General features: G+C 68.2%; 14 protein-coding genes. 12 read left to right on the forward strand and 2 right to left on the reverse strand.

All coding sequences use genetic code 11. The annotated features are described in order from the left end of the window. The first annotated feature begins 139 nt into the window (after positions 1-139). Complete coding sequence (locus RAB70_RS09825) at positions 140-1,162, forward strand: glucokinase family protein (protein ID WP_148827648.1); 1,023 nt, start codon at positions 140-142, stop codon at positions 1,160-1,162. A gap of 158 nt (positions 1,163-1,320) precedes the next feature. On the opposite strand, the gene RAB70_RS09830 is transcribed toward RAB70_RS09825, so the two are convergent. Then, on the reverse strand, positions 1,321-2,052 hold the full coding sequence (locus RAB70_RS09830) for a 16S rRNA (uracil(1498)-N(3))-methyltransferase (RefSeq protein WP_148827631.1): 732 nt from the start codon (positions 2,050-2,052) through the stop codon (positions 1,321-1,323). Next, positions 2,043-3,434, reverse strand: a complete 1,392-nt coding sequence (gene bioA / locus RAB70_RS09835) for an adenosylmethionine--8-amino-7-oxononanoate transaminase (protein WP_148827632.1) — start codon at positions 3,432-3,434, stop codon at positions 2,043-2,045. Before bioA ends, RAB70_RS09830 begins: the two co-directional genes overlap by 10 nt. A gap of 74 nt (positions 3,435-3,508) precedes the next feature. On the opposite strand from bioA, the gene nudE reads away from it, so the two are divergent. From nudE to RAB70_RS09890, 11 genes are all read left to right on the forward strand, one after another. Continuing rightward, complete coding sequence (gene nudE, locus RAB70_RS09840) at positions 3,509-4,063, forward strand: ADP compounds hydrolase NudE (RefSeq protein WP_026143746.1); 555 nt, start codon at positions 3,509-3,511, stop codon at positions 4,061-4,063. Continuing rightward, positions 4,060-4,860: a 3'(2'),5'-bisphosphate nucleotidase CysQ gene (gene cysQ / locus RAB70_RS09845; RefSeq protein ID WP_017912917.1), complete on the forward strand. Its 801-nt coding sequence runs from the start codon at positions 4,060-4,062 to the stop codon at positions 4,858-4,860. Before nudE ends, cysQ begins: the two co-directional genes overlap by 4 nt. A gap of 128 nt (positions 4,861-4,988) precedes the next feature. Then, complete coding sequence (gene mazG / locus RAB70_RS09850) at positions 4,989-5,765, forward strand: nucleoside triphosphate pyrophosphohydrolase (RefSeq protein WP_148827649.1); 777 nt, start codon at positions 4,989-4,991, stop codon at positions 5,763-5,765. Beyond that, the gene (locus tag RAB70_RS09855) at positions 5,762-6,085 is read left to right on the forward strand and encodes a YnfA family protein (RefSeq protein WP_148827633.1); all 324 of its coding nucleotides are present in this window, start codon (positions 5,762-5,764) and stop codon (positions 6,083-6,085) included. The genes mazG and RAB70_RS09855 overlap by 4 nt, the downstream gene beginning before the upstream one ends. 606 nt (positions 6,086-6,691) lie before the next feature. Then, positions 6,692-6,994: a DUF962 domain-containing protein gene (locus RAB70_RS09860; RefSeq protein WP_017910461.1), complete on the forward strand. Its 303-nt coding sequence runs from the start codon at positions 6,692-6,694 to the stop codon at positions 6,992-6,994. A gap of 63 nt (positions 6,995-7,057) precedes the next feature. Next, positions 7,058-8,023 carry an SPFH domain-containing protein gene (locus tag RAB70_RS09865; RefSeq protein ID WP_026144668.1) on the forward strand — a complete coding sequence of 322 codons (966 nt, stop codon included), beginning with the start codon at positions 7,058-7,060 and terminating at the stop codon, positions 8,021-8,023. Between the two features lie 3 nt (positions 8,024-8,026). Further along, positions 8,027-8,458 (forward strand): NfeD family protein, encoded by a 432-nt coding sequence (locus RAB70_RS09870; protein WP_026144669.1) that lies wholly within the window; start codon positions 8,027-8,029, stop codon positions 8,456-8,458. A 296-nt stretch (positions 8,459-8,754) separates the two neighbouring features. Continuing rightward, positions 8,755-9,861, forward strand: coding sequence for a glycine cleavage system aminomethyltransferase GcvT (gcvT, locus tag RAB70_RS09875; protein ID WP_017916566.1), 1,107 nt, complete (start codon positions 8,755-8,757; stop codon positions 9,859-9,861). A gap of 92 nt (positions 9,862-9,953) precedes the next feature. Further along, complete coding sequence (gene gcvH, locus RAB70_RS09880; protein WP_017910465.1) at positions 9,954-10,349, forward strand: glycine cleavage system protein GcvH; 396 nt, start codon at positions 9,954-9,956, stop codon at positions 10,347-10,349. Between the two features lie 457 nt (positions 10,350-10,806). Then, positions 10,807-11,256, forward strand: coding sequence for a hypothetical protein (locus RAB70_RS09885; protein WP_148827634.1), 450 nt, complete (start codon positions 10,807-10,809; stop codon positions 11,254-11,256). A 323-nt stretch (positions 11,257-11,579) separates the two neighbouring features. Then, positions 11,580-12,035 (forward strand): hypothetical protein, encoded by a 456-nt coding sequence (locus RAB70_RS09890; RefSeq protein WP_010344200.1) that lies wholly within the window; start codon positions 11,580-11,582, stop codon positions 12,033-12,035. Positions 12,036-12,531 lie beyond the last annotated feature (496 nt).

The raw sequence follows: 12,531 nt of genomic DNA on the forward strand, positions 1-12,531 counted from the left end.
GGCCGATGAAGTCGCAGTGGTGAAGACAAAACGACAAACGGGTGAAATTCACCTTGACAACGTTGTCAAGGTGGTCCGACACTCGATCGATCAATCTGCCGAATCGGCGTGCGCCTGCTCTGGCGCAACGGGAGAAGATGTGTCCGCAAGCAGTTCATCAGTGGCAGCGGCCGTGCCGCGCGCCGAGCCCTTCATTGCTGCCGATGTCGGCGGAACCCATGTCCGGATCGGCCTGGTCGCACGCGCTGCCGGTGCCGGCCCGGCGCCGTCCGTCGATGTGCTGGACTATCGCAAATACCGCTGCGCCGACTATCCCGGTCTGGCCGAGATCATCGGCGAATTCCTGGGCCAGGTGCAGGGGCCGAAGCCGACCCGTGGGGTGATCGCCAGCGCCGGTTACGCGCTCGAAGATGGTCGCGTCATCACCACCAATCTGCCGTGGACGCTGTCGCCGCCGGAAATTCGCGAGCGCCTGGGCATGAAGGCGCTGCATCTGGTCAACGATTTCGAAGCGGTGGCGTATGCGGCCGCGTCGATGGACGCCAGCGAAGTGCTGCATCTGACTGGGCCGCGCAAGGCGCAGCGCGGGCCTGCGCTGGTGATCGGTCCGGGCACCGGCCTCGGCGCCGCGGTGTGGATTCCGACCCAGGGCGGCGCCATGGTGCTGGCCACCGAGGCCGGCCATGCCGCGCTGCCGATCGGCAACGATCTGGAACTGGCGCTGGCGCAGCGGCTGTTGCGCGATCGCTCCTATGTGCCGATGGAGCATTTCCTGTCTGGCCCGGGCCTGCTCAATCTCTATCGCGCACTTTGCGAGTTGCGTGGCGCCACGCCTGCGCATGCCGCACCGAGCGACATCACCGCGGCTGCAGTGGGCGACGACGATCCGCTCGCGCACGAGGCACTGTCCGCGTTCTGCGGCCTGCTCGGCAGCGTGGTCGGCGACATGGCCTTGCTGTACGGCGTGCAGGGCGGCATCTATCTGGCCGGCGGCTTCCTGCCGCAGATCGGCGCGTTCCTGTCCGCCAGCAGCTTCGTCGAGCGCTACTTGAACAAGGGCGCGATGCGTCCTGCGCTGGAGCAGATCCCGGTGAAGCTGGTCGAGCATGGCCAGCTCGGGGTGATCGGCGCGGCGAACTGGTTCCTGCAGCAGCGCCACTGAGCGGCCCGGCGCGGCGATGGCCGCGCCGATAGGCGGCGTCCCGCAACGCCGGTGCGGCGTGCCTGGCGTGCCGTAGCGCGTCGACACATATATATGTCCCATGCCTGCGGCGCCTGCGTTGCGGTGCCGCTGTCTACAGCGTCATCGCTTGCCTGAACTCACAGGTCGCCGTGATGCGCCTGCAGCGCCGCGATCGCGGCCAGGCCGGCGGTTTCGGTGCGCAGGATGCGTGGTCCCAGGCGCAGGCCGACGAAGCCGGCGGCCTCCAGCGTGGCGCGGTCGCGTGGCGACCAGCCGCCTTCCGGGCCGATCGCGATCGTCGCCGCAGCGCCGCCGATGGCCAGCGAACGCAGGCGCTGTTCGCCCTGCGGATCCAGGATCAACCGGCAGGGGCTGTCCGCCGCGGCGCGCGCCGCATCGGCCAGCGCCAGCGGCGCGCTCAGCTGCGGCACGCGCGCGCGGCCGGATTGTTCGCAGGCCGAGATCACCACGCTGCGCCAGTGCGCCACGCGCTTGTCCACCCGCGCCGCATCCAGCTTCACTTCGGTGCGTTCGGCCCACACCGGCACGATCGCGGCGACGCCGAGTTCGGTGGCCTTCTGCAGGATCAGGTCCATCTTCTCGCCGCGCGCCACGCCCTGCAGCAGGGTGATCGCCAGTGGCGACTCGTTGTCGACCGGCTGCGCCGCGCCGATGCGCACGCTGGCGTTGCGCTTGCCGGCCTGCAGCAGTTCGGCGGGGTAATCGCAGCCGTCGCCGTTGAACAGCACGCAAGGATCGCCCTCGCGCAGCCGCAGCACGCGCAGCAGGTGGTTGGCGACGTCTTCCGGCAGGCTCAACTCTGCGCCGGCGTGCAGCGGCAGCTCCACATGGCAGCGGGTCAGGCGCATGCCACCGCCTCGTCGATCGCCGCCAGCGTGGTCTCGGCCAGCAGCGCCAACTGCGCGGCGTCCACGCAGTACGGCGGCATCCAGTACAGCACGTCGCCCAGCGGACGCAGCACCACCCCGCGTTGCAACGCGGCACGGTAGGCGTGCAGGCCGACGCGTGCGGACGCAGGGAAGGGCGTGCGCTTGTTGCCGGTGCGGGTGAGTTCGAACGCCACCACCATGCCGGCCTGGCGCACGTCGGCCACGTGCGGATGCTCGGCGAACGGCGCCGACAGCGCGCGCATGGTCTCGGCGGTGCTGCGGTTACGCGCGATCACGTCGTCCTCCTGCAGGATCCGCAGCGACGCCAGCGCCGCGGCGCAGGCCAGCGGGTTGCCGGTGTAGCTGTGCGAATGCAGGAAGGCGCGTTCGCGGCTGTCGTCGAGGAAAGCGTCGTACAGATGCTGGGTGGCCAGCACCGCCGACAGCGGCAGGAAGCCGCCGGTCAGGCCTTTGGACAGGCACAGCAGGTCCGGCATCACCCCGGCCTGCTCGCAGGCGAACAGGGTGCCGGTGCGGCCGAAGCCGGTGGCGATCTCGTCGGCGATCAGGAACGCGCCGTTGGCGTCGCACAGTTCGCGCGCCCGCCGCAGATAGGCCGGATCGTGCATGCGCATGCCGCCGGCGCATTGCAGGCGCGGCTCCAGGATCACCGCGCAGATCTCGCCGGGATGGCGGTCGAACAGGTCGGCCAGCGCATCAGCGGCGGCATCGGCGCGTTCGCGCGCACTCTGCCCAGGCGCGGCCTGGTAGGCGTCGGGCGAGGGCGCGAACAAGGCCTCCGCCAGCAGCGGCGCGTACACCCGCCGATACAGCGGAATGTCGCCGACCGCCAGCGCCCCGATGGTCTCGCCGTGGTAGCCGTTCTCCAGCGCGACGAAGCGGGTGCGCCCCGGTTCGCCGCGGTTCTGGAAATAATGAAAAGCCATTTTCAGCGCCACTTCCACGCCGGCCGAGCCGTTGTCGGCATAGAACACCTTGGCCAGCGGCGCGCGGCCGTCCTGGCGCGGCGCCAGCGCCAGCAACTGCTCGGCCAGCAGCACCGCCGGTTCGTGGCTGAAGCCGGCCAGCATCACCTGCTCCAGCTGGGTGGCCTGGGCGGCGATGGCCGCGGCGATGCGCGGCTCGCCGTGGCCGAACAGATTCGTCCACCAACTGCTCACCGCATCCAGGTAGCGGCGGCCGCCGTGGTCGATCAGCCAGGCGCCTTCGCCACGGGCGATCGGGACCAGGGGCAGGGTGTCGGGGTGCTCGCGCATCTGCGTGCACGGGTGCCAGAGCACGGCCAGATCACGCGTGCGCCACGCCTCGGCCATCTGTGCTGCGGTCAGGTCTGATAGCATTTCGCGCTCATGAACAGGTTCTTCGCTCCGCGCATTCTATCGATCGACGCCGTCCGGCGCCGCAGGGTGCCGGCGTGACCCGTCGATTGCCGGTCATCCATGCCGTGCGCGAGCGCAGCGAATCGGCCGCCGAGCGCCGGGTCGAGGAGCTGGACCTGGAGTTCAGCAATGGCGAGCGCCGCGTGTTCCACCGGCTGAAGGCGCCGGGTCATGGCGCGGTGGTGGTGGTGCCGATGCTGGATGCGCAGACCGTGCTGCTGGTGCGCGAATACGCCGCCGGCGTGCATCGCTACGAACTGGGGCTGGTCAAGGGCCGCATCGACGCCGGCGAGACCCCGCTGCAGGCAGCCGACCGCGAACTCAAGGAAGAGGCCGGCTACGGCGCGCGGCAGTTGCGCGTGCTGCGCGCGATGACCCTGGCGCCGACCTACATGAGCCACCAGTCGTGGCTGGTGCTTGCACAAGATCTCTATCCCGAACGACTGACCGGCGACGAGCCGGAGGAATTGGAAGTGGTGCCCTGGAAACTGGCTGAACTGGATCAACTGATGTTGCGTGAAGATTTTTCCGAGGGGCGTTCGCTGGCGGCGCTGTTCATCGCCCGCGAGTGGCTGGGTCGGGCCGAATGATCCGTCTCACCAGTGATTTGCGCGAAACCGTGATCGCCATCGCCATCGATGCCGCCGCGGCCATCATGTCCGTCTATGCCACCGGCTTCGAGGTGGAGCACAAGGCCGATACCAGTCCGTTGACCCAGGCCGACCTGGCCGCGCATCAGATCATCGTCGAAGGTCTGGAGCGGCTGACCCCGGACCTGCCGGTGCTGTCCGAGGAATCGGCGCAGATTCCGTGGGAGGTGCGCGAGCACTGGACCACCTATTGGCTGGTCGACCCGCTCGACGGCACCCGCGAGTTCGTCAAGCGCAACGGCGAGTTCAGCGTCAACATCGCGCTGATCCACCAGGGCGCGCCGGTGTTCGGCGTGGTCCAGGCGCCGGTCGATGGCCGCGTCTGGCATGCGGTGCGTGGCGAGCAGGCGTACCGCCGCGAGGGCTTCCGCGACACCGCGCTGAATACGCGACGTCCGGCCACCGCGCCGCTGCGGGTGGCGGCGAGCCGTTCGCACCGTGACGCGCGTACCGACGCGTTGCTGCAGCGCATGGGCGAGATCGAACTGGTCGCGCAGGGGTCGTCGCTGAAGTTCTGCCGGATCGCCGACGGCGACCTGGACGTGTATCCGCGCTTCGGCCCGACCTCCGAATGGGACACCGCCGCCGGGCAGTGCGTGCTGCAGGCCGCTGGCGGCGCGCTGCTGGCCGCCGCGACCGGCAAGCCGTTCCGCTACAACCGCCGCGAATCGTTGCTCAACGGCGACTTCGTGGCGCTGGGCGATGCGGCGCTGCCCTGGCGCGACTGGCTGGGCTGAGCCGCGCCGCGCGCGCGCGCCGCACGGCGCGCGCTCTGCCACACTAGGCGGTGGCGGCAGCGGTGCCGTCGTACCGGAACCCGCCCGTGACCCCCACTCGCTACGATCTTCCCGCCCTGCTCGACATCATGGCGCGCCTGCGCGATCCCGCGCAGGGCTGCCCCTGGGACCTGGAGCAGGACTTCGCCAGCATCGCCGCGTACACGATCGAAGAGGCCTACGAAGTGGCCGACGCGATCGACCGCCAGGACCTGGCCGGGCTGAAGGACGAACTCGGCGATCTGCTGCTGCAGGTGGTGTTCCATGCGCAGATGGCGCGCGAGCAGGGCGCGTTCGGCTTCGACGACGTGGTCGCGGCGATCTGCGACAAGATGGTGCGCCGCCACCCGCACGTGTTCGGCGACAGTCAGGTGGCCGATGCCGAACAGCAGACGCTGAAGTGGGAAGAGATCAAACGTGCCGAGCGCGCCGCCGCCGGCGAGCGCGACGGCTCGGCACTGGCCGGCATCGCCCGCGGCCTGCCGGAATGGCAGCGCGCGCTGAAGCTGCAGTCGCGTGCGGCGCGGGTCGGCTTCGACTGGCCCGGCGCCGCGCCGGTGCTGGACAAGGTGCAGGAAGAACTTGAGGAAGTGCGCGCGGAACTGGCGCATGGCGCCGCAGTCGATCCGGCACGGCTGCAGGACGAGATCGGCGACCTGCTGTTCGTCTGCGCCAACCTGGCGCGGCATGCCAAGGTCGACGTCGGTGCGGCGCTGCGCCACGCCAACCTCAAGTTCGAGCGTCGCTTCCGCACGATGGAACGGCTGGCGCAGCAGGACGGCGGCGCGCTCGACGGCCTGTCGCTGGCGCAGCAGGAGGCGTACTGGCAGCGCGCCAAGGACGAAGAGCGCGCCGCGGCCGGATGAAGACCCTGCTGCTGTTCGTGCTGACCGCCGTCGCGGAAATCCTCGGCTGCTACCTGCCTTATCTGTGGCTGCGCGAACAGCGCAGCGCCTGGCTGCTGCTGCCGGCCGCGGGCAGCCTGGCGCTCTTCGTCTGGCTGCTGACCCTGCATCCCGCCGCCAGCGGCCGCGTCTATGCGGCCTACGGCGGCGTCTATGTCGCCGTCGCCTTGCTGTGGCTGTGGACGGTGCAGGGCATGCGCCCCACGCGCTGGGACCTGCTCGGCGCCGGCCTGTGCCTGGTCGGCATGGCGGTGATCATGTTCGCGCCGCGGCAGGGCTGAGGCCGCTCCCACAGGCGCTTGCGGCGAATGCGGCGGGTGCACTGTGGGAGGGACTTCAGTCCCGACGCATTGGCTCATCGGAAAGCACGCCAGGTTGCCCGTCGTGGCCGCATGACAGTTGACCTCCGCAGGACACGTCACGGCGTGATGGGCGGTGCCCTGTGGTCGCGATACACGTCCTCGTCGCACCGCGGCAGGGCTGAGGCCGCTCCCACAGGCGCTTGCGGCGAATGCGGCGGGTGCACTGTGGGAGGGACTTCAGTCCCGACGCATTGGCTCATCGGAAAGCACGCCACGTTGCGCGTCGTGGCTGCATGACAGTTGACTTCCGCAGGACACGCCACGGCGCGACGGGCGGTGCCGTGGTCGCGATACACGTCCTCGTCGCACCGCGGCAGGGCTGAGGCCGCTCCCACAGGCGCTTGCGGCGAATGCGGCGGGTGCACTGTGGGAGGGACTTCAGTCCCGACCCATTGGATCATCGGAAAGCACGCCAAGTGCGCGTCGTGGCCGCATGACACCTGCGTGTCGCATCCGTGCGCAGCGCGCGATGTCCGCGCTCCCAGCGTATGCTGAATGCCTGCGTCGCCTCGGGAGGGCCATCGCATGCGTCGCTTCTCCAGTTTTCGCGAGTTCTATCCGTTCTATCTGAGCGAGCACCGGCATCGGGTGTCGCGACGGCTGCATTTCGTCGGCAGCCTCGGCGTGCTGGCGAGCCTGCTGCTGGCGCTGTGCACCGGCCAGCCGCGTTGGTTATGGGCCGCACCGGTCTGCGGCTACGGCTGCGCCTGGATCGGCCATTTCGTGTTCGAGAAGAACCGTCCCGCCACCTTCAAGCACCCACTGTACTCGCTTGCCGGCGACTGGGTGATGTTCAAGGACATGCTGCTGGGCCGCATCCGCTGGTGACCGGCACGTGCGCGTGCGCTGGCTATACTGCGGATTCGATTTCTTTCTGGTTAATGGAGCGACCTGATGCCGTCTTCCTTCTTCCTCGCCATGGTCCTGCTGGTCGCCGGCGTGATCCTGCTGTTCAAGGCCGTGCGCATGGTGCCGCAGGGCTACCAGTGGACGGTGGAGTGCTTCGGCCGCTACACCCACACGCTGTCGCCCGGCCTGCATTTCCTGATTCCGGTGATGTACGGGGTGGGCCGCAAGGTCAACATGATGGAACAGGTGCTGGACGTGCCCAGCCAGGACGTCATCACCAAGGACAACGCGGTCGTGCGCGTGGACGGCGTGGTGTTCTTCCAGGTGCTGGACGCCGCCAAGGCCGCGTATGAAGTGTCCAACCTGGAGATCGCCACCATCGCGCTGGTGCAGACCAACATCCGCACCGTGATCGGCTCGATGGACCTGGACGAATCGCTGAGCCAGCGCGAAACCATCAATGCGCAGCTGCTGAACGTGGTCGACCATGCCACCAATCCGTGGGGCATCAAGGTCACCCGCATCGAGATCCGCGACATCCAGCCGCCGCGCGACCTGGTCGATGCGATGGCCCGGCAGATGAAGGCCGAGCGCGAGAAGCGCGCGCAGATCCTCGAGGCGGAGGGTTCGCGGCAGTCGGAGATCCTGCGCGCCGACGGCGAGAAGCAGGCGGCGGTGCTGGAGGCCGAAGGCCGCAAGGAGGCCGCGTTCCGCGACGCCGAGGCGCGCGAGCGCCTGGCCGAGGCCGAAGCGCGGGCGACGGCGATGGTGTCCAAGGCGATCGCCGAGGGCGACGTGCAGGCGATCAACTACTTCGTCGCGCAGAAGTACGTGGAGGCGTTCAAGGAACTGGCCACCGCGCCGAACCAGAAGTTCGTGCTGATGCCGATGGAGTCCAGCGGCATCATCGGCTCGATCGCCGGCATCGCCGAACTGGCGCGCGAGGCGCTGAACAAGCAGGCCACCCCGCCGGCAGTGCCGCGCGTGCCGCCGCGCAACGGAGTCTGAGCCATGCGCATTGAGGTGGTGGCCTGGGGTGCCCTGACCTTGTTGCTGTTCGCGGCCGAATCGCTGGCGCCGGGCGCCTTCATGCTGTGGATGGGCTTCGCCGCCGCGGCGGTGTTCCTCGCCGTGCTGGTGTTCCCGGACATCTCCCTGCTGCTGCAGGTCGGCGCGTTCGTGGTGCTGAGCTTCGTCTCGATCCAGGTGTACCGCACCTGGTTCCGCAACCGCGGCCGGACCAGCGACCAGCCGTTGCTCAACCGCCGCGCCGAGCAACTGATCGGCCGCATGGTGACCCTGGACCAGCCGATCCACGGCGGCCGCGGTCGCGCCAAGGTCGACGACGCCTTCTGGGTGGTCGGCGGCCCCGACCTGCCGGCCGGCAGCACGGTGCGCATCGTCGGCGTGGACGGGATGACGCTGCTGGTCCAGGCGGTTTGAAAGCCGGGATTGGGGATTGGTGCCGCGAGTGTGCGGTACCTCCGCCTTCCCAATCTTCCTGCGCGTAGGAGCGGCGATCAAGCGCGCGTCCTTCGGCTCAGGACGCCCGCTCTTGCTAATCCCGAATCCCAACTCCCCGATCCCGGCCTTCGCTGAAGCCGCTCCCAGGGCACTGCGCGATCGAGCGCCAGTCCTCCGGATCCAGGAAAGCCGCTCTGACGAATCCCCATTCCCGACTCCCCCAATCCCGGCCCCCAGCCAGCGATAATGGGGGACTTTTCTCACGGACCCGTGCCATGACCCAGAAGACCATCCTCAACGACAGCCACCGCGCCCTCGGCGCCAAGATGGTCGACTTCGGCGGCTGGGACATGCCGATCCACTACGGCTCGCAGATCGACGAGCACCACCAGGTGCGCCGCGACGCCGGCATGTTCGACGTCAGCCACATGACCGTGGTCGATCTGCACGGCGAGCAGGTCCGCGCGTTCCTGCGCCATCTGCTGGCCAATTCGGTGGACAAGCTGAAGGTGCCGGGCAAGGCGCTGTACACCTGCATGCTCAACCCGCAGGGCGGGGTGATCGACGATCTGATCGTCTATTACATGTCCGATGCGTTCTTCCGCCTGGTGGTCAACGCCGCCACCCGCGCCAAGGATCTGGCCTGGATCGGCGAGCAGGCGCAGGCGTTCGGCGTGCAGGTGCGCGAGCGCGACGACTTCGCGATGATCGCGGTGCAGGGGCCGAACGCGCGCGCCAAGGCGATCGGCCTGCTGCGCGAGCAGGATCGTGCCGCCGCGCAGAAGCTCGGTCGCTTCGCCGCGATCGAGGCGACCTCGGACGCGGGCGTGCCGCTGTTCGTCGCGCGCACCGGTTACACCGGCGAAGACGGATTCGAGATCGTGCTGCCGCAAGCGCAGGCGCCGGCGTTCTGGGAGGCGCTGATCGGTGCGGGGGTGAAGCCGGCCGGCCTGGGCGCGCGCGATACGCTGCGCCTGGAGGCGGGCATGAACCTCTACGGTCAGGACATGGACGATAGCGTCTCGCCTTACGAGGCCGCGCTGGCCTGGACGGTGACCCTCGACGAGGGCCGCGACTTCATCGGCCGCGCTGTGCTGGAAGCGCAGAAGGCCGGTGGCGCGCCGCGGCAGATGATCGGCCTGGTGATGGACGAGAAGGGCGTGTTGCGCCACGGGCAGAAGGTGCTGACCGCCAACGGCGACGGCGAGATCCTGTCCGGTACCTTCTCGCCGACGCTGGGCAAGGCGATCGCCTTCGCGCGGGTGCCGGCCGGTGAGCCGGGTTCGGTGCGCGTGGACATCCGTGGCAAGGAAGTGCCGGTGCGCGTGGTCAAGTTCCCGTTCGTGCGCGAAGGCCAGGTCCAGCCCGGCGTGCTCGGCTGAGTCCTGTCCGCCGCGCGCGACTTCTTTCCCAAGCGCGCGGTTCGCTACACTAGACTCCCATCCTCGATACCGTCTTCTTCCGGAGCAGCCCCATGAGCGAGATCCCTGGCGACCTCAAATTCCTCAAGTCCCACGAGTGGGCCCGCGTCGAAGGTAACGGTCGCGTGACCATCGGCATCTCCGACCACGCCCAGGGCCTGCTCGGCGACCTGGTCTACGTCGAGCTGCCGAACGTCGGCGATCACGTCGAAGCCGGCAACGGCGTGGCCGTGGTCGAGTCGGTCAAGGCCGCCTCGGACGTGTACAGCCCGCTCAGCGGCAAGGTCGTCGAGGTCAACACCGCGCTGAGCGACAAGCCGGAAACGATCAACGAGGACGCCTACGGCGAAGGCTGGATCCTGGTGCTGGAAGCGGACGATGCCGAGCAGTTGAACGAACTGCTGTCGCCGGACGAGTACGCCGAACTGCTCGAGGACGACGGCCACTGAGCCGACCGCCCATCGCGATACCCGAACCGGCCGCCCAGTGCGGCCGGTTTCTTTTTGGGCGCGGTCGCCAGCGTTCGCGCATCGGCAGCGCCATTCTCGGCAAGGCGATCCCGGAACGCGCGTCGCTGGCGTCGCTGCGTACGTCGCTGCGAAGGCCATGTGAGCTCGCCGCCGGGCGCACCGCGAGCGCAGCGTGTCCGTCGCGTCTGGCGGTGACCGATGCCGACGATCGGCGCGTCGGTCGGCGCCGGTTTTCCGACGCGGCGCAGGTGCAGCGCGGCGTGGAGGCACAACGCGGGTCGGCGACGCGCGGGCATCGGCGATGCGGTGCGCGCTGCTCGCTTCGCCGATGCATGACGGCGCGGTGCGTGCCGGCGCCAGTCGATCACCTCTGCGAGCTGCGTCGGTCGACACGACCGTGCAACGACATCGCCGGAGGACGCGTTGGCGACTTGGCATGGAGGTGGGCGAGGGCAGTCGTGCGCGTCGCGGTGTGTCGGCGACGTGCGTGCAGGTCGTGTCGCGGTGGCGCGATGTGGCACGACCCGGCGACGCGGCACGCATGCATCGCGCGCGTCGTGAGCGCCGCACGACGCAAAAAAGTTTGCGCACTTTTGCGCATTTGCACTTGTGCGATGCCGGAACCGCGTGCGGTCGCGAAATTTTTTTTCAGCTAGCGGACAGGCTGGCGTGCATCGCCGCGGTTCCCGCCGACGCTTCGCCGCTGCCTGCTCGCAACGCGATCGCGGCAGCGTGCCGTTGCAGAAAACACGGAAATTTCCCTGCTTTTTTTGCATGCGACGTTTTCCTCGCGGCGTCGGCGTCGGCGATCGGCGGCGTCGGCAAGGCGGCCAGTGCGGCATGCGGCGTCGGTGGCGCGCGCGCCATCGAAAAAAAAATTGCGTAGAAGTGTTGACAGTAAAAAAAACCGTGATTAGGTTTCGCCCAGCAGACGTTGCTGCGCAAGCGAGTGAATCGGATCGACATCAAAACGCGAAGCACAACTTGGACATCCGCCAGGAACCCGAAGATGGTGGAGTTGGAGTCGCTTCCCTCCGAGAAACGCAACGTCTCCCCTGGCATCGCACCCGTATCGCTATCCGGTACGGGTGTTTCTGTATCCGATCCGGCCCGCAGCGCGCGCCGGCGGTTCCCGCAGGCGGAGCATCGCCGCGAGGTTGCTTTAACTGGGCATTTTCAATCCATAGTTCACTGACGAGGAGCCATCCCATGGCGACGAAAAAAGCTGCGAAAAAGCCGGCCGCTAAGAAGGCGGTCAAGAAGACTGCCGCCAAGAAGCCGGCAGCGAAGAAGGTTTCGGTAAAGAAGGCGGTCAAGAAGGTCGCCAAGAAGGTGGCCAAGAAGGTCGCCAAGGTGAAGAAGGCGGTCAAGAAGGCCGTTGCCAAGAAGGCAGTGAAGAAGACGGCGAAGAAGGCCGCCACCAAGAAGACCGCGAAGAAGGCCGTCGCCAAGAAGGCGGTGAAGAAGACCGCGAAGAAGGCTGCGACCAAGAAGACCGCTGCCAAGAAGACGGTGAAGAAGTCGGCTGCCAAGAAGCCGGCCGCGAAGAAGGCAACTGCGAAGAAGGCCACCGCCAAGAAGACCGTGGCGAAGAAGAAGCCGGCCGCTCGCAAGAAGAAGGCCGCTCCGGTCGCGCTGCCGGCCACGCCCGCGCCGCTGATCTGATCCATCCCGATCGCTGTTCCTAGACTCTCTCCCCGGTGCCCAGCGGGGAGGGAGTTTTTTATGTGCGGCATCCTGCCGCGCGCGCTCGCAGTCCCGGTTGTGGGAGGGACTTCAGTCCCGACCCGAGAGTACCTCCGTGGTGCCTCCGTCCGACGATCCCCGCAGCGTCCGTCTTCTCGATCCACGCTGGCCGTTCCCTGTGCCTTGCTTGCCAGGCTGCGACGTGGACATCGCGCCTGTGCCTGTCGCATCGAAAACGGACGCGGCAAGCCGCGTCGTCTCCGTGCCACGGTCGGCGCCTGCGGGCAGGGCAACGCATCCACCTGATCTCCCTGGCATGCACGTGCGGCCTGGGCAGACACGCGAGTACCGGGAGGGAGGCGCGGGCAGTTATCGTCGGCGTGCATTTACGCGACAGCTACGCCGGCAACGACACGACGGTAGGCGGCAGCAAAGGCCGTCATATCGCGCGCAATGATCGCCCCTGGCGTGGATC

Source organism: Xanthomonas sontii, from assembly GCF_040529055.1.
In the GTDB taxonomy this organism is placed as follows: domain Bacteria; phylum Pseudomonadota; class Gammaproteobacteria; order Xanthomonadales; family Xanthomonadaceae; genus Xanthomonas_A; species Xanthomonas_A sontii.